This is a genomic window from Serratia myotis, from assembly GCF_027474885.1.
GTDB classification, from domain to species: domain Bacteria; phylum Pseudomonadota; class Gammaproteobacteria; order Enterobacterales; family Enterobacteriaceae; genus Serratia; species Serratia proteamaculans.
The window spans coordinates 1445734-1464422 of sequence record NZ_CP099707.1 but is presented as its reverse complement, the minus strand read 5'-3'; the positions used below and the strand labels follow the sequence as shown (position 1 = coordinate 1464422).

The 18689-nt window shown below is 57.0% G+C and carries 17 protein-coding genes and 1 pseudogene; 7 read left to right on the top strand and 11 right to left on the bottom strand.

What is annotated here, in order from left to right; genetic code table 11:
- Positions 1 to 2 precede the first annotated feature (2 nt).
- The 5 genes and pseudogenes from NHG65_RS06895 (at position 3) to NHG65_RS06875 (ending at position 3016) form a co-directional block, all read left to right on the top strand.
- Positions 3 to 896: pseudogene (locus NHG65_RS06895) on the top strand (LysR family transcriptional regulator).
- A gap of 52 nt (positions 897 to 948) precedes the next feature.
- On the top strand, positions 949 to 1410 hold the full coding sequence (locus tag NHG65_RS06890; RefSeq protein ID WP_099065226.1) for a GNAT family N-acetyltransferase: 462 nt from the start codon (positions 949 to 951) through the stop codon (positions 1408 to 1410).
- Between the two features lie 58 nt (positions 1411 to 1468).
- The gene (gene yajD, locus NHG65_RS06885) at positions 1469 to 1810 is read left to right on the top strand and encodes an HNH nuclease YajD (protein WP_020825794.1); all 342 of its coding nucleotides are present in this window, start codon (positions 1469 to 1471) and stop codon (positions 1808 to 1810) included.
- 277 nt (positions 1811 to 2087) lie between these two features.
- Complete coding sequence (locus NHG65_RS06880; protein ID WP_085115724.1) at positions 2088 to 2723, top strand: division plane positioning ATPase MipZ; 636 nt, start codon at positions 2088 to 2090, stop codon at positions 2721 to 2723.
- Positions 2720 to 3016: a hypothetical protein gene (locus NHG65_RS06875; protein WP_085115723.1), complete on the top strand. Its 297-nt coding sequence runs from the start codon at positions 2720 to 2722 to the stop codon at positions 3014 to 3016. Before NHG65_RS06880 ends, NHG65_RS06875 begins: the two co-directional genes overlap by 4 nt.
- Before the next feature lie 57 nt (positions 3017 to 3073).
- Here the strand turns inward: NHG65_RS06875 and NHG65_RS06870 are convergent, their stop codons facing one another.
- From NHG65_RS06870 to NHG65_RS06825, 10 genes are all read right to left on the bottom strand, one after another.
- A complete protein-coding gene (locus tag NHG65_RS06870) occupies positions 3074 to 5308 on the bottom strand; it encodes a xanthine dehydrogenase family protein molybdopterin-binding subunit (RefSeq protein WP_499183081.1) in 2235 nt (744 codons plus the stop codon).
- A gap of 2 nt (positions 5309 to 5310) precedes the next feature.
- Complete coding sequence (locus NHG65_RS06865; RefSeq protein ID WP_499183080.1) at positions 5311 to 5760, bottom strand: (2Fe-2S)-binding protein; 450 nt, start codon at positions 5758 to 5760, stop codon at positions 5311 to 5313.
- Positions 5761 to 5793: 33 nt separating this feature from the next.
- Positions 5794 to 7131 carry a cytochrome c gene (locus NHG65_RS06860; protein ID WP_499183079.1) on the bottom strand — a complete coding sequence of 446 codons (1338 nt, stop codon included), beginning with the start codon at positions 7129 to 7131 and terminating at the stop codon, positions 5794 to 5796.
- Positions 7128 to 7652 carry a MarR family winged helix-turn-helix transcriptional regulator gene (locus NHG65_RS06855; protein WP_099065223.1) on the bottom strand — a complete coding sequence of 175 codons (525 nt, stop codon included), beginning with the start codon at positions 7650 to 7652 and terminating at the stop codon, positions 7128 to 7130. The genes NHG65_RS06860 and NHG65_RS06855 overlap by 4 nt, the downstream gene beginning before the upstream one ends.
- 134 nt (positions 7653 to 7786) lie before the next feature.
- Positions 7787 to 8506 carry a substrate-binding domain-containing protein gene (locus tag NHG65_RS06850; RefSeq protein WP_499183078.1) on the bottom strand — a complete coding sequence of 240 codons (720 nt, stop codon included), beginning with the start codon at positions 8504 to 8506 and terminating at the stop codon, positions 7787 to 7789.
- Positions 8499 to 9278 carry an ABC transporter ATP-binding protein gene (locus tag NHG65_RS06845; RefSeq protein WP_499183077.1) on the bottom strand — a complete coding sequence of 260 codons (780 nt, stop codon included), beginning with the start codon at positions 9276 to 9278 and terminating at the stop codon, positions 8499 to 8501. The genes NHG65_RS06850 and NHG65_RS06845 overlap by 8 nt, the downstream gene beginning before the upstream one ends.
- Entirely contained in the window at positions 9271 to 10269 is a 999-nt protein-coding gene (locus NHG65_RS06840; RefSeq protein ID WP_099065220.1) for a FecCD family ABC transporter permease, read from the bottom strand. Before NHG65_RS06840 ends, NHG65_RS06845 begins: the two co-directional genes overlap by 8 nt.
- Positions 10266 to 11315, bottom strand: a complete 1050-nt coding sequence (locus tag NHG65_RS06835; protein ID WP_207975957.1) for an ABC transporter substrate-binding protein — start codon at positions 11313 to 11315, stop codon at positions 10266 to 10268. The genes NHG65_RS06840 and NHG65_RS06835 overlap by 4 nt, the downstream gene beginning before the upstream one ends.
- Positions 11316 to 11487: 172 nt before the next feature.
- Complete coding sequence (gene bglX, locus NHG65_RS06830; RefSeq protein WP_499183076.1) at positions 11488 to 13785, bottom strand: beta-glucosidase BglX; 2298 nt, start codon at positions 13783 to 13785, stop codon at positions 11488 to 11490.
- Between the two features lie 116 nt (positions 13786 to 13901).
- Entirely contained in the window at positions 13902 to 14831 is a 930-nt protein-coding gene (locus NHG65_RS06825) for a LysR substrate-binding domain-containing protein (protein WP_261283939.1), read from the bottom strand.
- Positions 14832 to 14949: 118 nt separating this feature from the next.
- Between NHG65_RS06825 and NHG65_RS06820 the strand changes: the two genes are divergently transcribed.
- Positions 14950 to 16104, top strand: a complete 1155-nt coding sequence (locus NHG65_RS06820) for a pyridoxal phosphate-dependent aminotransferase (RefSeq protein ID WP_499183075.1) — start codon at positions 14950 to 14952, stop codon at positions 16102 to 16104.
- 43 nt (positions 16105 to 16147) lie between these two features.
- Complete coding sequence (locus NHG65_RS06815; protein WP_012005802.1) at positions 16148 to 16927, top strand: ABC transporter substrate-binding protein; 780 nt, start codon at positions 16148 to 16150, stop codon at positions 16925 to 16927.
- Between the two features lie 521 nt (positions 16928 to 17448).
- Here the strand turns inward: NHG65_RS06815 and ddlA are convergent.
- On the bottom strand, positions 17449 to 18552 hold the full coding sequence (gene ddlA, locus NHG65_RS06810; protein WP_489844600.1) for a D-alanine--D-alanine ligase: 1104 nt from the start codon (positions 18550 to 18552) through the stop codon (positions 17449 to 17451).
- Between the last annotated feature and the right edge of the window lie 137 nt (positions 18553 to 18689).

The following is an 18689-nucleotide window of genomic DNA, read 5'->3' as shown; positions in this document are numbered from 1 at the left end:
CTATGGATCATCATTTACTCGCTATTCGGGTGTTTAACCGCGTGGTAGAAACCGGCGGCTTCACCCGCGCCGCAGATTCACTGCGGATGCCCAAGGCCACCGTCACCAAGCTGATCCAGAACCTGGAAGATCATCTGCAAACCAAGCTGTTCCAGCGTACCACCCGCAGCGTGTCGGTCACTGCCGAGGGCGAATGCTATTACCAGCGCACGGTCAAGTGGCTGGCGGAGCTGGAACAGATGGAAGGCAGCATGACCGAGTCGCAGAGTGCGCCACAAGGCGTGCTGCGCATTGACGCCGGTGGCTCAACGGCACGGCAATTGCTGGTGCCGGCGCTGCCGGACTTTATCGCGCGTTACCCGCAAATTCAGATCGACCTGGGGGTGGGCGACCGTCTGATCGATCTGATTAACGACAGCGCCGACTGCGTGATCCGCAGCGGGCCACTGGCCGATTCCACTCTGATTGCCCGCCGGTTGTTCGAGCTTGAATGGGTGACCTGCGCCACCCCGGCCTATCTGGCGCGCCACGGTACGCCGCAACACCCTTGCGATCTGGAGCTGGGTTTTCCACTGGCACATTACCGCCATGCGCTGAACGATCGCATCCAGCCGCTGCACTTTGTCGATCGGGGCAAGGAGATTGATATTCAGCATCGCTATCACGTCAGCGTCAACGAGGGTAATGCGCTGCTGGCGACGGCACTGGCCGGGTTGGGCATTATTCAAACCTTCCGCTTTATGGCTCAGCCGCATCTGGACAACGGCGAACTGGTCAGCCTGCTGCACGACTGGTAACCGCCCTCGGAACAGATGTACGTGGTCTATCCCTCCAACCGCCATCTAAGCGCCAAAATGCGCGTGTTTATCGATTGGGCGGTCGAGACCTTCAAATAAGCGAAATCTGCCGCTATAGTTGGCTGCTATTGGGCAAAAAACGAATCGAATTATGCGTATTGAACCACTGTCTGCGTATCGCCAACGCATTGATGAACTGGCCGCATTATTGCATCTGGAGTGGCAGGATTTCCCACCGTGGAGCTGTCGCGAAAAAATCAGCCGACGTCTTGAACAGCGTTGCGAACCGCAGCATCCCGGCATGGCGCTGTTGGCTCTGTCGCCGCAACAAGAGATCCTCGGCACTGCCAGCCTGATCGTTTACGAACTGGCGGATAGGCCGGAGCGAAAATTCTGGATGGGTGAAGTCTTTACTCACCCCCAGCACCGTGGGCAAGGGGTGGCTCGCCGCCTGATCGATCACTGCGTCGCCCACTGCCGCCAGCAACAGATCGCCGAGTTGTATCTCTACACTCCCGATCAACAGTTGCTGTATCAAAAACTGGGCTGGCAACCGGTTGAGTTGCGGGAAGTGTGCGGCGAAGAAGTGACGGTGATGTGCCGCACGCTGTAATCCGGCGCGTTGTGGTATTATTTAACGCATTATTGTTATCACCCGACGGGCACACACCATGGCATATATTCCAAAAAACTACGCGAGGCTGGAGACCGGCTACCGCGAAAAAGCACTGAAAATCTTCCCCTGGGTCTGCGGGCGTTGCTCGCGCGAGTTTGTTTATTCCAATCTGCGCGAACTGACGGTCCACCATATCGATCACGACCACAGCAACAACCCGGAAGATGGCAGCAACTGGGAAATGCTGTGCCTGTATTGCCACGACCACGAACACTCCAAATATACCGAAGCCGATCAATATGGCTCTACGGTAGTGGCCGGTGAGGACGCGCAAAAAGACGTTGGGCTCGCGACCCATAACCCGTTCGCCAACCTGAAATCGATGTTGAAAAAGTAGCCATTACCGAACAGTCATCCCTGGCAACTTAATAACTTATTAAGTTGCCAAATTATAAAAATCTCCTCCGCATAACCACTTCCCAGAGCATTCCTACTTACCCGCCTACTAAGTTACCAGCAAAATAAGCAGCAAAGTTAACCGCATACTGGCTTGGCAAGCCGTCGCCGTTGGTGCATATTGTTCAAGCGTTGTTGTTGTTAACCTGTTTAATTATCAATCCAATAAGCATATTAACTTAATAAGTTACCAGCTTAATAACTTGAGAGATGGCAGCATGATTGTTTTGATTGGCTCGCAAAAAGGTGGCGTAGGGAAATCGACCAAGGCGGTCAATATCGCCGGATATTTGATCCTCAAGCTGGGAAAAACCGCCATCATCGTTGATGCTGACGATCAGAAATCAATCATGACCTGGTATAACGACCGCCAGAATGTAGAAGGCTTGCCGCATATCCCGGTGGTCGCCGCCTCAGGCAAAATCAAAGAGACCCTGCTGGAGCTGGATCGTCATTACGACTATGTGATTGTCGATACCGCCGGCCGCGACAGCGCCGAGCTGCGTTCCGGCCTGCTGGCCGCCGATCTGTTCCTCTCCCCACTGCGCCCTTCCCAGATGGATCTCGATACCGTCGGCTATCTGTCGGAAATGTTTGCCACCGCGCAGGAATATAACGAGAAGGTGAAAGGCTACATCGTGCTGAACATGTGCCCGACCAATATCTTTATTAATGAAGCTAACGAAGCGGCGCAGGTGTTGAGCGAGTACCCGGAGTTGACGCTGGTCAGCAACCGTCTGTGCGACCGCAAGATTTACCGCGATGCCTGGGGCGAGGCCATCACCGTGCATGAGGCGAATAACCTAAAAGCGCAGGCGGAGATTGAAAGCCTGGTGAAAGAGGTGATCCTGTGAAAAAGCGTACCCCTACCCAGCGCATGTCAGAAGACGAATTTATCAACAGCGCCACTTCACACACCCTGCATGTTCCCGCCCCGGAAGCCAAACCGCAGGGCCGCAAACGCACTTACAAAGCCATTTCAGTCAGCCTGACCGATAACCACGTCGACGCGATCGATGAAATCATTGTGCAGGCGGCACGTAACGGCGTGGTGCGCATCACCCGTTCCGATATCATCAAGCTGGCGATCGACGGGCTGGCAGAAAAGAGTGAAGAGCACCTGCTGCAACTGCTGAAGAAGATGTAATTAGCTTCACAACCTGCCAGCTTAATAAGCTACTCGCCTGGCAGGTTGATAATCCAACTACCACTGCCGGGGAAACGGCATATCGCGATAGGTTTTTCCGGTCGCCTTATGCAGGGCACTGGCTATCGCCGGTGCGACCACCGCAGTGGAAACTTCGCCGCATCCCTGTGGCTCACGCGAACTGTCGAGCACCACGACTTCCACCTTGGGCATCTCGGCAATAGTTATCAGCGGATAACTATCAAAATTCCCCTCTACTACGCCACCCCGCTCAAAATGCAATTCACTTTTCAAGCAGGTGGTCAGGGCAAAACCAATGCCGCCCTCAACGTTAGCGCGAACCAAATTAGGGTTAATCACCTTACCGCAGTCAATACCACACACCGCGCGGATCAATTGCAGTTGCCCTTGATTAATCCTCAGTTCGACCACCAGGCACACGTAAGTGGTAAAAGCGTTGTTTCGACCTAGCCAGATATTACAAGACATGCCGCGATAGGTTCCCGTCGGCAGATCCTGCTGCCAACCCGCCGCCGTCGCAGTGGCGTCCAGCACCCGCCGTGCTTCAGGGCTACCCTGCAGCAATTTTCGTCGATACTGATATTCATCTATGTTGGCTTTATAGCTCAGTTCGCTGATGAAGCTTTCCAGGAAAAACAGGCTGGCCACGCTTCCCACACCGCGCAAATAACTCAGTGATACCGGCTGTTCGACAATGCCGGCCTCCACTTTCAGGTTAGGGATCTGATACGGCGTGCTATAGACACACTCCACCATGCTTTCATCCCAGCCGCCCGCCTCATGCACCGTTTCGCGCCGCATCTGCCAGAACAGCGACTGGCCGGCATAACGCGCCCACAAAGCCTGCGGATAGCCGTTTTCATCCAGCAGAGCCTGGTAATGACTGATACAACCGGGGCGATAGTATTCATGACGGATGTCGATCTCGCGTGGGTAAATAACCTTAACCGGCCTCCCCACCGCTTTGGAGGCGGCAGTGGCGTGCATCACTGCATCCGGCAGGTATTTACGCCCAAAGCTGCCGCCCAGATAGGTGGTGTTAACCACCACATCGACAGGCTTCAAGCCAAACATTTTCGCCAAGACACTGCGCACCATATCCTGCCCCTGGAATGGCCCCCAGGTTTCAATGCGGCCCGCCGTATAATGACTGGTGGCATTGCAGGGTTCCATGGTGGCATGTGCCAGATAGGGCGCGCTGTAATGCGCCTGATGCAACCGCGTGCTGCCAACAGCCTGCTGAATCAACGCTGAAGCCTGACCGCGATCTACCGCCTGCGCCAGCTCGCCACCGGCGAGCATGGCCTGATTCTCCGCGGCGATTTTATCGCTGGAAAGCGCCGTCCCCTCCCCCGGCTGATACTCAACCTCCAGCAAATCCGCCGCTTTCTTGGCCTGCCAGTAGCTTTCAGCCACCACGATCACCGTATTCAGGGACATATCATGGTCCAGGCCAACCATGTTATTCATTGACCACTGCCGGGTCAGCACCAGATCGATAACCCCCGGAATAGCGCGTATCTGCTGTTCGTTACGTATGGCGATAATTTTTCCACTGAGATCCGGTACCATCCAGGGGACGCCGACCAACATTCCCGGCAACTCAATATCGATGCCGTAAATTGCACTGCCGTCGACCTTCTCCGGCGTATCAACCCGTAACAACGGCTTGCCGATAATGCCCTGTTTTTCCTGCTCCTGGCTCTTCAATGTCGGTGTGGGATTCAGCGGCAGCTCCGCCGCATAATGCAGCAGATCGCCATAGGCTACCCGCCGCTGGCCAACATCATCAACTACCCAGCTTTTTTCCGTACGGCACTGCTCCGGCCGTAAAGCCAGATGTTTGGCACCGGCATGCAGGAAAAAATCTCTGGCCTGCGCGCCCGCCAGCCGGGTGCGTTGGTAAAACTTGGTCATTGAGGTTGAGGCCGCGACAAACTGCGCAAAAGACTCTCCCCCTGCAACCTGACGGTAGGCATCACGACCGGTGACAAACTTCACCGTCACCTGCGCCCAATCTGCATCCATTTCTGCCGCCACAACCTCCGCCAGGCCGGTGTATATCCCCTGACCAACCTCGCACTGCGACACGCCGATGACAATTTGGCCGTTGCGATCGATCCAAATCCAGTCGTTCAACTCATATTGGCTGTCTGGTGGCGTGGTATTTTGAGAAACCACTGCCGCGATACTGCGTAGCGATATCGGCAGGAGCAGAGCACCAACAGCCAGTGCGCCCCCTTTGACCAAGGTACGTCGGCTGATCGTCATGGTTATTTCTCCCCATTACTGACGCGATGTACCGCCGAACGAATACGATGGTAGGTGGCGCAACGGCACAGGTTGGTCAGGCCATCATCGATCTGACGATCGCTGGGATGTGGATTTGCCGCCAGCAGCGCGCTGACCGCCATGATCATGCCGGATTGACAGTAACCGCACTGCGGCACATCTTCGGCAATCCAGGCTTGCTGCACCGGATGGCTGCGATCGGCGGACAATCCTTCAATGGTGGTCACCTTGCGATTCACAACCAACTGCAGCGGGTAGCAGCAAGAACGCACCGCCTGACCGTCGACATGGACCGTGCAGGCACCACAGGCACCGATGCCGCAGCCAAACTTGGTGCCGGTCAGCTTAAAATGCTCGCGGATCACCCACAGCAGCGGCGTATCCGGCTCACCGTCACACTCGACCTCACGGCCGTTCAGATTGAACTTCATGCCACCCTCTCTTAGGTTGCGGAGCGAAAAATATCAGCGTGTGCGGCGGCGACGCGCCTGAATCAGCCAGCCCAGAGCCAGCAATACCAACAACAGCCCGCCCCAGAGCAGATAAGGCAACAGCCTGATCAACAGGGGTATCTCTCCACCCGCCCGCAGTTGCGCCACCTGTGCCGGTGTCACCCTGACGGCAGGGTTGCCAAACTGCTGCAACACATAATTACCCAACTCAGCGACCTGTCGATCGTCAAGGCTGTCGGCGAAGCCCGGCATCCAGGTCTGTATATTTTCGCCCTGCCGCTTGACCCCATGCAGAATGACCATCACCAGGTTATTGGCCTGTTCACTGCCGACGGTAGAGTTATGGCGCAAAGCGGGAAAGTGCCCGTCGTAAGCACCTTTGGCGTCAAGACGATGGCAACTGGCGCAAGAGATGGCATACAGCGCAGCGCCTGAAGCGCTGTCCACTCCACCGCCCTGATACTGATAGGCGGCTTTGGTAGCGCGAACAGTGGTTATCGGCGGGGTTTGTTTGAGCCAATCCGCGATGGCGGTAAGATCGTCATCGCTCAGGAACCTCAGGCTATGCTCCACCGCTTCCGCCATACCACCTGCCGCCTGCGCTTTGTCATTACGTCCGGTGCGCAGGTATTGCACCAGTTCCGTTTGGCTCCATCCGCCGATGCCACTGACGGGATCCGAGGTAATATTCGGTGCTATCCAGCCGCCAACCTCAGCGCCAGCCAGGTAGCGGTCGCCCCGCTCCGCCATCATCCAGTTGCGCGGACTGTGGCAGGCGGAACAGTGTCCCAACACGTCGACCAAATAACGACCGCGCTCATTCGCTCCCGCAGCATGGGTGGGCGTATTCTTCAGGAATAGCCAGTTCCAGCCGAGGATCGCGTAGCGCCAGGAGAAGGGAAAATCCAGTTGAGTGGCTGGCACCGCACGTTCAACCGGAGTGACTCCGACCATAAAATAGCGGTACAAGGCGTGTAGATCGGCATCGCTCAGCCCCTGATAAGCGCTATAGGGCATCGCGGGATACAGCGGTTGACCATCGCGGCGAATGCCCTGAGTCAATGCGCGTCGAAAATCCTGTTCGTTATAATTGCCAATCCCGGTCTCTTTGGCCGGTGTGATATTGCTGGCGATGATTTTTCCCATCGGTGAAGCAATCGCATAACCACCGACATAGGGCGCATCGTGTTCAGCACTGCCGCGATGGCAGGCAGCACAGTCGGCGGCAACGGCCAGATATTTGCCCCGGGCGATAATCTGTGGATCCTCAGCGCCGGCAAATGTCGAGACGGCAAAAATGCCCAGTGCAAATGCACACAGCCCCAGCACGACTTGCCGGCGGCCGATCACGATCCGCCGTCCGGGTTAATCTCGTTTGCCTGCTCGCTCGCCAGCAATGCGAACTCCTCCGGCAACAGGTTTTCCTGATCGAGCATGGCGATTGCGTTATGTTTAATGCCAAACAACACGCGGTAAAACGCCTCCAGATCGCTGGTGGAAACCCCTTTGAGCAGCAATTGGCGTGCCTGTTGGCTGGAGTGATCCAGCTGCTCCAGCATCTCCTGCCCGGCCGCTGTCATTCTCACCCCTTTGGCGCGTTTGTCCTCCGTCAGTGCAATGCGCGCAATTAACTGATTCTTTTCCAGAAATAACAGCGCGCGAGACATGGTTGAGACCTCGGCATTCAGGTGCAGCGAGATGTCTTTCAGGGTACAACCGTCACCGAGATCGGCGATGGCGCTCAGCGCCAGCCAATGCGGGCGTGTCAGATTGGTCATTTTCACCGACTGATCCATGGCGGTACGCCACAGGCGGTTGGTGACGTCCAGATGAATCCCCAGCGCAGCAGGAAGTTTACGCGGTTTTGACATGCTTGATGGCCTCTGGAAATTTATTTGCTTGTGCAAGCAAATAATAGATCGAACTCACCGGCAGGATCAAGCCAATGACAGAGATTTAATTAAAGTGATTTAAATACATGAGGATAGTGGTATTCTGGCTGAGTTTATAAGGACAAAAAACCCTGCTGCCGCAGTATCTCCTGCCCCTGTTCCGCCAGAATAAACCCGGCTAAAGGCTGCGCTCGCGCATCCAGCAGGCACAGGCCGTAATCGGCATCAATCGCCAACGGTGGGGGTAACTGCCGCACCGCCAGTTCGGGGAAACCCGCCAAGGCTGTGCCATAGCTGGCATACCCGAGGAAAATATCCGCCCGTCCGCTATTGAGCAGGTACTCCGCCGCCAGTCGATGCGGTGGCAGCGGCGCGGAGTCGGGCCCGCCTACCAACGCCAAAGCCCGCTGCTGCAAGGCGACGCCCTGCCCCGGTGCCAACAGCTCAATACGCTCGAACAGTTGCTGCGCATAGTCGCCGGAAGGATCAGCGCCCGGCGTTGATGTCGCCACCCGCCAACGCGAGTCCAGCAACACCTCCAGCAATGGCCGTTCGGTTAAGCCGGCAATATTACGCACAGTGGCGCACAGCCGGTTGCGAGCAAAAGGCTCAACCCGTGACGACAGTTGCAAACTTACCAATCGCTGCGGGTGCGCCAGGTTGGCCGAGGCGAAAATATGCGGGCGCTCCCCGGCTTCAATTCGCTGGCGCAGCAGACCCGCCGGGCCAAATACCGCCTCCACCGCCTCACCGGTTTGTGCCTGAAATGCCGCCAACAAAGGACCGAATGCCCCACGCAGGCTACCGGCGGCGAACAACAAGATATTACTCACTTTCACGCTCCCGTTGGCTGCGGTACAGGGGAACCAGCGTTTCAAACTGACGCCCGTCGATCTGCAAGGCTACCCGTTCAATCGCCAAATCAAACAGCGGCGACAGGCTCTCGGCCGTCAGCACCTCAGCGCAGGAGCCCAGCTGATGCTGTCCTGCCGCCCCCAGCAACAGGGCGCGATCGGCCACTGCATGTGCATGATTGGGCTGATGGGTAGAAAACATCACCGCCATCTGTCGTTCCCGTGCCAAATGTGAGATCAGGCTCAGCACCCGGTCCTGATGGTGCAAATCCAACGCCGAGGTCGGCTCGTCCAGCATCAACACCTCACAGCTCATCGCCAACGCGCGGGCTATCAATACCAGTTGCCGCTGCCCGCCGGACAGGCTGCCAAATTCGCGATCGGCATAGCCCAGCATATCCAGCGACTGTAGCGCCTCTTTCGCCAGTCGGTGATCCTCCGCCGACGGGGTACGGAACAGACCCACGTAACGCGCGCGCCCCATCAGCACGATATCCAACACCCGATAAGCAAAGGGGGCAGCGAACTGCTGCGGGACAAAACCGATGCCGTTACCCCGTTCCACCGCGCCCTGCTGCAGCGGTAAGGTACCGAGCAGCAGTTGCATCAGGGTGCTTTTACCGCGTCCGTTGGGGCCGAGCACCGCCAGCACCTCACCGCGCCGTAACTGTAAATTCAATTGATGAAACAGTGGTTTCTGACCGGGCCAGCTAAAACCCAGCCCCTCTACCCGCAGCAATGTCTCAGCCATGCCAGCCTCTCAGTTGCGCGCGGCGCAATAGCAACGCAAACAGCGGCGCACCAATCAGCGCCGTCAGGATGCCCAATGGAATTTCGCTGCTGCTTAAGGTGCGTGCCAAATCGTCAATCAACACCATATACAGCGCACCCAGACACATTGAGGCAGGCAACAGACGACGATGATCCGGGCCGACCAGCAAGCGGGCAACGTGGGGGATCACCAGCCCTACCCAACCGATGCTGCCGCTCACCGCCACCTGTGCAGCCACGATGGCGGCACACAGCGTCAGGATCAGCCAGCGGGTCCCTTCGACATTGATGCCCAGCGCGGCGGCATCCTCATCCCCCAGCGACAACAGATTAATGCGCCAGCGCAATGCCAGCAGCAGCCCGCCGCCCAACAGCAATGGCAGGAACAGCATCAACAGTTTGTTATCGTCGGCGGTAGCAAAGCTGCCCAGCAGCCAGAACACGATGCTCGGCAGCTTTTCTTCGGTATCGGCCAGATATTGCAGCAGGCTGACGCAGGCGGAGAAAAAGCCGCTGAGGATCACCCCGGCCAGCACCAGTGACAGAATATTGCGCCGGGCAATGGCGCTGGTGATGGCGAAAATCAGCAGTAACGCCGCCATGCCGAACACGAAGGCGGACAGCAGCAGCGCCGCCATTGGCAGGCTGAGCAAAATGGCCAGCGTACCGCCAAAAGCCGCACCGGAGGAGACGCCGATAATGTGCGGATCCACCAGCGGGTTGCGAAATACCCCCTGTAGCGCCGCACCACATAAGGCCAGTGCCGCCCCGGCCCCCATCGCCAGCAACACCCGGGGCACGCGCACCCCGAGGATCACCTGGCGTTGGATCTCATCAATACCGCCGTGCGGGCCAGTCAAGGGCTCCAGCAAGATTAGCAGGCTGTGGGCCGCCGACACCGGATAGCGACCGATGCCCAACGATAACAACGCACAAAGCAACGTCAGCAGGATCAGCCAGCCCAGCCTCATTGCCCACTCTGGCAGCAGCTACTGCGGTAATACTGCCGGTAGTAGGCGTCCACCCGCTGTTGCAGATTAACGTCGCTGAAACGCTGCGGATAAAGCTTTTTCGCCATCCACAGTTCGCCCAATGCCAGCGCTTCCGGCATCGGGTAGCCCCAGGCCTTGGCGTATTCCGGCATCAGATAGACCCGTTTATTTTTCACCGCATCAATCCCCTGCCACTGCGGCGAGCTGAGGATTTGCTTCACCACCTCTGGATAGCGTTCCTGCACGAAAATCACCGCCGGGTTCCACTTCAGCACGTCCTCAATCGACACCTGTTTAAAACCGTTAATGTCCTTCGCCGCCACGTTGAGAGCCCCCGCGTGCTGCATCATCAGGCCAGTGTACTTGCCCGAACCGTAAGTGGTTAAGTCCGGGTTGGCCATGTAGACCCGTACTCGCTGGTCCTCCGGCAGGTCACGCAGCCGGTCTGCCACCAGCGTCCGCTGCTGAAATACGTCCTGGATCAGCGCCTCGGCCTGTGGCTGGTGGCCCATGACCGTGCCGATTAAGCGAATGCCATCCTGCAGGCCCAGGTTATAGGCCTGATCTTCATCTTTCAGCTGCGGGTTCATTTTTCCTGCCTGATCCGCCGCCTCACGACGCAGTGAAATCGCCACCACCGGAATGCCAGCCCTTTCAATCTGGGCAATCATTTCCGGTGGTGCATAGTTGGCAACGAACACCACCTGCGGATGCAATCGGAGCAGGCTTTCGATGTTCACCGAGGTGAGATCGCCCGGCATCGGCATGTTTGCCAGCCCAGGTGCCAAGCGCAGATAATTCGGCCCCAGTTGCTTCTTCCAACTGCTGAGCACCCCAACCACCTGCGGCAGAGCGTCGAGCTGCACCAGCAGGTTCAGCGTCTGATGTTGCAGCACCACGGCGCGGGTGATGGTATCGGGTAGCCTGACCTGTCTGTTGAGTTGGTCAGTAACCTGGCGATCTGCCTGCGCAGCGCAAGAGAACAGAATAAAAAGCAACAGTAGGCGCGGGAAGCGTTTGAACATGAGGGGGATTCCGGTTGATTATCGTTATATATGAAATAATATAGCGATAGCCATGGCGAAACAATCAGCGGGATCAACGATTGAGAAAATAGCCGGGGAATTAAACAAAACAGGTAGGCGTTAAACATCAACAAGACCCTCTCCCACCACAGTGAGAGAGGGCCATGAGTGATTACTTCAGGGTAAAGCTCTGTGCCTGTACCTCGTCGGAATCCAGGCCGACAAACACATTAAACTTGCCCGGTTCCGCGCCCCATTTCAGGCTGGCGTTATAGAACTTGAGATCCTCTTCGGTGATCGGCAATTCCACCTTCTGTGCCTGACCGGCTTTCAGCATTACCTTTTTAAAGTTACGCAGCTCTTTCACCGGGCGGCTGACCGAAGCCGTCACGTCCTGCAGATATAACTGCACCACGGTGGCACCATCATATTTACCGGTGTTTTTCAGCGTGACGCTGGCGGTGATTTTGCCGTTGCGCGCCATCGTCGGGCTGGAGAGTTTCAGATCCGACAGGCTAAAGCGGGTGTAGCTCAGGCCATAACCAAAGGGATACAGCGGGCCGTTCGGTGAGTCAAAGTAACGGGAGGTGTACTTGCCCGGGTTTTCCTTGCCGAACGGACGGCCGGTATTCAGGTGATTGTAGTACATCGGGATCTGCCCGACCGAGCGTGGGAAGGTCATCGGCAATTTGCCCGACGGGTTGTAGTCCCCGAATAACACGTCGGCCACCGCATGGCCGCCCTCGGTACCGCTGTACCAGGTTTCCAGCATCGCATCCGCCTGCTGGCTTTCCCAGCTCAGCGCCAGCGGTCGCCCGTTCATCAACACCAGCACCAGCGGTTTACCGGTGGCCTTCAACGCCGCGATCAGATCACGCTGGCTTTGCGGAATGGTAATGTCGGCACGGCTGGAAGCTTCGTGCGCCATCCCCTGTGATTCACCCACCACCGCCACCACCACATCGGCTTTCTTCGCCGCCTGCACTGCCTCGTCAATCATCTGCTGTGGCGGGCGGGTATCAAACACCACCGCCGGCTCATACTCGTTCAGATAGTCGATAATGCTCTTGTCCTGAGTGACGTTGGCCCCCTTGGCATAGAGGATCTTCGCCTTGTCGCCCACCGCCTGCTCCAGCCCCTGACGGAGAGTCACTGACTGTTTGATCACCCCGGCCGCCGACCAACTGCCCATCACGTCACGCTGACTGTCGGCCATCGGCCCGACCAGCGCTATGGTGCTCTGCTTGCTCAACGGCAGCGTCTGCTTGTCATTCTTCAGCAACACCATGGTTTTACGCGCAACCACGCGGGCTTCGGCACGGTGCAAACGGCTTTCGGCATTGGTGTCCTGCGGATCGGAGCCGACCGGGCCAAGGTGGGTATAAGGGTCTTTGAACAGGCCCATATCATATTTGGTGTTCAGCACGTCGCGGCAGGCGCGATCGATGTCGCTTTCCGATACCAGCCCGTCTTTGACCAGCCCCGGCAGGTATTGGTCGTAATACTCGTCGCTCATGCTCATGTCGACGCCGGAAGTGATTGCCAGCCGCACCGCATCACGCGCGTCTTCAGCCACGCCGTGTTTGATCAGCTCTTTAATCGCGCCGTGGTCACTGATAGTGATGCCCTTGAAGCCCCACTGATCGCGCAGCAGGTCCTTCAACAGCCACGGGTTGGCGGTAGCCGGAATGCCGTTTATCGAGTTGAGCGACACCATCACCCCGCCGCTGCCGGCGTCCACTGCGGCCTTATACGGCGGCAGGTAGTCCTGGTACATTCTCAGCGGGCTCATATCGACGGTATTGTAATCGCGGCCGCCTTCGGTGGCCCCGTACAGTGCGAAGTGCTTCACGCTGGCCATGATGGAACCGGGTTTGGACGGGTCACCGTTTTGGTAGGCATCCACCATCTCTTTGGCAATTTTGGACACCAGCCAGGTATCTTCCCCGAAACCTTCCGAGACCCGGCCCCAGCGCGGATCGCGGGTGATGTCGACCATTGGCGAGAACGTCATGTTCAGACCGTCGTCGCTGGCCTCCTGCGCCGATACCCGGCCGCTGAGCGCGATGGCTTCGAGGTCAAAACTGGCCGCCAGCCCCAGGCTGATTGGGAACACGGTACGTTGACCGTGCACCACATCGTAGGCGAAGAATAACGGGATTTTCAGGCGGCTGAGCTGCATGGCCTGATCCTGCATGGCGCGGATATCCGGCCGGGTAACGGTATTGAAGATGGCGCCAATCTGCCCCTTGCTGATGCCGTCGCGGATCGCCTCTTTCGGGTTATCCGGCCCGACGCTGATTAGGCGCAACTGACCAATTTTTTCGGCCAGCGTCATCTGTTTCATCAGGTTGGTTACGAAGGCATCGCGCTGCTGGGCATTAACGCCCTGGATCACGGCGCTTTCCTGCGCAAAAACCGGGCTGATGGCCAGACCGGACAACATACTCACCACACAAAGCCATTTCATATTATTTGATCTCAGGCATGTTCCCGCCGCAGGCGGCGACGGGGATGATTTATCAACGTGAAAAGGCAGTGTGCCATACTCCTTTTCAGCGCAGAAATAATTTGTAATGTTAAAAGTTACAAGCTGTTAGCGAAGGCCGGTCGATAGTTTTGCAGCCTGGCGCGGCTTTGTTCCGCTTCATCACTGAGGAAATTGACCAGTTCGGTTAATGCCTGTGGCACCACCGCCCGTTCAGGATAGACCAAATAGTAAGCCGCACCGCTGACCACGCTGAGCGGGAACGGCGTGACCACACGCCGCGCCTGAATATCTTCTTCCAGCAGGCACAGATCGCCGATGGCAATACCAAAGCCTTGCAGCGCGGCGCTCATCGCCAGATCGAGCGTATCGAAATGCTGCGCCTTGCCGGATGGCAATGCCTCGAACCCCGCCGCCTTCAGCCACAGCAACCAGTCGCGGCGATCGCGCGTGGGATGCAACAGGGTTTTCTCCGCCAGATCGGCTGGCGTGGGTGGGCGTGACAAATCGGGCAAATAAGATGGCGTGCAGACCGGCGTCAAGATTTCATCGAACAGATGATGAACCCGCAATTTTTTGGCCTGTGGCTGGCCGAACACCACCGCGGCATCAAAATGTTCTGCGCCAAAATCCAGCCCGTGCGATACCGAAGCGGTTAGCTCAATATGCATTTCCGGCCGTTCATTTTGCAGCCGGATAATACGCGGCAGCACCCAACGCATGGCACAGGTCGGGCATTTGATGCGCAAGGTACCCGGCTGCGCCCCGACCCGCGCCAGTGCCTCATCCAACTGTCCGAGCGCCTGCTGCACCGGAGCCAGCAGCATCGCGCCCTGTGGAGTCAGCGTCAGGCCGCGCGCCCGGCGGCTAAACAAAGGGTAGCCCAGATGCTGCTCCAGCCCGAGGATCTGTCGGCTGACCGCGCCCTGCGTCAGGTGCAGGCTCTGGGCGGCATGGGTGAAATTAAGCCGTTGCGCCACCACCACAAAGGTTTTCAGCACGTCTAGGGAAGGTAAGGACATTGACATAACGGCCTCTCAAGCCATGATCTGGATGCATGGCGAGTATGACAAACTTTCCCTTGTTGGCCTACCCTCAGTGATGCTTAATCAAACCATAATTCCCCTGTTTCCCCTGGAGCCACTCATGCAGAGCGCCTGCTCACACCGCTCGAAGTTGCCGGACGTCGGCACCACGATTTTCACCGTTATCGGCCAGCTCAGCGCCGAACATCAGGCCCTGAATCTGTCGCAGGGGGCACCGAACTTCGCCTGTGAACCTCAATTGGTTGAAGCGGTGGCGCAAGCCATGCGCGCAGGTCATAACCAATACGCACCAATGAGCGGCGTGGCGGCATTACGTACCGCGCTGGCAGACAAAGTTGAACGATTGTATGGCGCACGCTATGACACCGACGAAGAAATCACGGTCATTGCCAGCGCCAGCGAAGGATTGTATTCCGCCATCAGCGCGCTGGTGCATCCGGGCGATGAGGTGATTTATTTCGAACCGGCGTTCGACAGCTATGCGCCGATCGTACGCTTGCAAGGCGCAACACCGGTAGCGATCAAACTGTCACTGCAGGACCTGCATATTGACTGGGACGAAGTCGCCGCCGCCATCAACAGCAAAACGCGGATGATCATCGTTAACAGCCCGCACAACCCGACCGGCAGCGTATTCGGCGAACATGATATTGAACGCCTGACCGCCCTGACGCGCAATACCGATATCGTCATCCTGTCCGACGAGGTCTACGAACACGTGGTGTTCGACGGTGATGTTCACCACAGCATGGCACGCCATCCTCAGTTGGCCGAACGCAGCGTGATCGTGTCGTCGTTTGGCAAAACCTACCACGTGACCGGCTGGCGCGTCGGTTACTGCATGGCACCGGCGGCGCTGATGGACGAGATCCGCAAGGTGCACCAGTTTATGGTATTTTCCGCCGATACGCCGATGCAGTACGCCTTCGCCGAAGCGCTGGGCAACCCGCAAAGTTATCTGGGACTGGCGACCTTCTATCAGCAGAAACGTGATTTACTGGCGAGCGCGCTGCAGGATTCACGCTTTGAATTACTGCCCAGCCGTGGCAGTTTCTTTATGCTGGCCCGCTTTAGCGGTTTCAGCAGCGAAAGCGACAATGACTTTGCGGTACGTCTGATCCGTGAGGCCAAGGTCGCGACTATCCCGCTGTCGGCATTTTACAGCGACGGCACCGATACCGGCATCATCCGACTGAGTTTTTCAAAAGATAATGAGACCCTGCTGGAAGGCGCACGCCGTCTGTGTCAGGTATAACGCATTCATTTTTTTGCTTTGACCATGGGAAAAGGGCTCGACTATGAAATCACTGAAAACGTTGATCGCCGCAGGCTGCCTGCTGGCCGCCGGTTCCACGCTGGCGGCGGAAAATACCCTGCGCTTCGGCCTGGAAGCGCTGTATCCCCCGTTCGAATCCAAATCCGCCAGCGGTAAGCTGGAAGGCTTTGATATCGATCTGGGCAACGCGGTGTGTGCCGCCGCCCAGTTAAAATGCAGTTGGGTCGAAACCTCGTTCGACAGCCTGATCCCGGCGCTGAAGGCACGCAAGTTCGACGCCATCAACTCGGCGATGAACGTCACCGACCAGCGTCGCCAGGCAATCGACTTTACCGATTCAATCTATCAGGTGCCAAACCGCCTGATCGCCAAGGCTGACAGCGGCCTGCTGCCAAACGCCACCTCATTGGCGGGCAAGCACGTCGGCGTACTGCAGGGTTCGATTCAGGAAACTTACGCCAAGGCCCACTGGGCACCTCAGGGTGTGGACGTGGTGTCCTATCAGGATCAGAACCAGGCTTATCTCGACCTGACGGCCGGGCGTCTCGACGCGACGCTGGTCATGGCACCGTCGGGCCAAAGCGGTTTCCTGGCGCATCCGGACGGTAAGGGCTTCGCCTTTGTCGGCGATGCAGTCAGCGACGACAAGATCCTCGGTGAGGGCATTGCCTTCGGCCTGCGTAAGGGTGATGACGCCCTGAAGAAAAAGCTGAATGAGGCGATCGTCAAAGTGAAACAGCAAGGCACCGTGAGTGAGCTGGCGAAGAAGTATTTTGGCGATATTGATGTGACAGTGAAGTAAGAAATCAGCTTCAAAAAAGAGCTGAGTGGTTAACTCAGCTCTTGATTAAGTTCCCGCCATTTCCCTATGGACGACGAGTCAGTTGCTTGATGACAACGATAATTTGCAAACAGACAAGAACTGTCTGTAACGTCAATAGAACCAGACTTGCAGTTATCACTTTACACACTCCTTGTGACGGAGGGTGCGCACTTCACCGTAATTGCTCTTGGGTAGCCCCTTACGGTGAGTACCCGTTGGATGACAAGTACATGCAGCACACCTTTGGGTGGGAGCAAACCGGACAGCACCACCCGTATCCAGTTGGGACCAATGGAAATCGTTTGTGATTCACCACCCGTCTTGCACTACTCCGACACACCTGTCATCGTCATTGATTATAAAGCAGGCTGCACAATTTGTAATCAAACAAAACACCGGGTACACTGAAAAGCGGATGACAAGTACATGCAGTACTGCTCTCTTTCAGAGCCGAAAATAGAAGAACCAGGCCACCAACCTGGTTCTTTTTTTATGCCCGTTTACCGATCAAACACCGAGCTGTTCAGCGCACGGTCCTGCTGATGACGCTCCAGCGCCAGTTCAATCAGGCGGGTGATCAGTTGGCTGTAGCTGACGCCGCTGGCGGCCCACAGTTTGGGATACATGCTGATATTGGTGAAGCCCGGCAGCGTGTTGATTTCGTTGATTACCACGTTGTTGTCTGGCGTCAGGAACACGTCGACACGCGCCAGACCGAAACACTCGAGCGCCCGGAATGCTTTCAGCGCTACATCGCGGATTTTATCACTCACTTCCGGCGCAATCGCCGCCGGCACTATCACCTGAGCGCCCTGCTCATTGATGTATTTGGTGTCGTAGGAATAGAAGGCGTCGCTCAGCACGATTTCGCCACACAGGCTGGCCTGCGGCTCGTCGTTGCCCAATACCGCGCACTCAATCTCACGGCCGACAATCGCCGATTCCACCAGCACTTTATGATCGAAGCTGAATGCCAGCGCTACCGCAGCCTCATAGCCGGCGCGATCCTGCACCTTGCTGACCCCTACCGAAGAGCCCTGGTTCGCCGGTTTCACAAACAGCGGCAGCCCCAGGCGTTCACTGAGTTGTTCAAAACTGTATTTAGCGCGGTTGTTGCGCGTCAGCGTCACAAAAGGCGCCACCGCCAACCCGGCATCACGCAACAGGCGTTTGGTGACGTCTTTGTCCATGCTAACCGCTGAACCCAGCACGCCGGCACCGACAAACGGCAGGTTGGCCATCCGCAACAGTCCCTGCAACGAACCGTCTTCCCCCAGCGTGCCATGCACAATGGGGAACACCACATCGAGCTGGCCCAGCGCACCGGCGTTGCCTGACTCGATCAACTGCTGCTTTTCCTGGCCGGGGATCAGCGCCACATTTTTATTTGAGCGGTTCAAGGCAATCAGCGCCGGGTTTTCCGCATTCAGCAGGTAATTGGACGCATCGTTAATGTGCCATTGCCCCTGCTTGTCGATCCCCAGCAGCGTGACGTCAAACTTGTCTTTGTCGATTGCATCCACAATGTTTTTTGCCGACTGCAGCGAAACCTCATGCTCCGCCGATTTACCGCCAAAGATCACCCCAACACGTAATTTGCTCACGCCCTAAATCCTTCTGAAAAATCAGTGCAAAAAAGTCGTTTATCACAATAAACGCATTGCCCGACGGCGGCAATCCTTGTGACCCGGAATCTTCCTATGCCACAGAAAGCAAAATTCGCACCATCCAAACCATATAC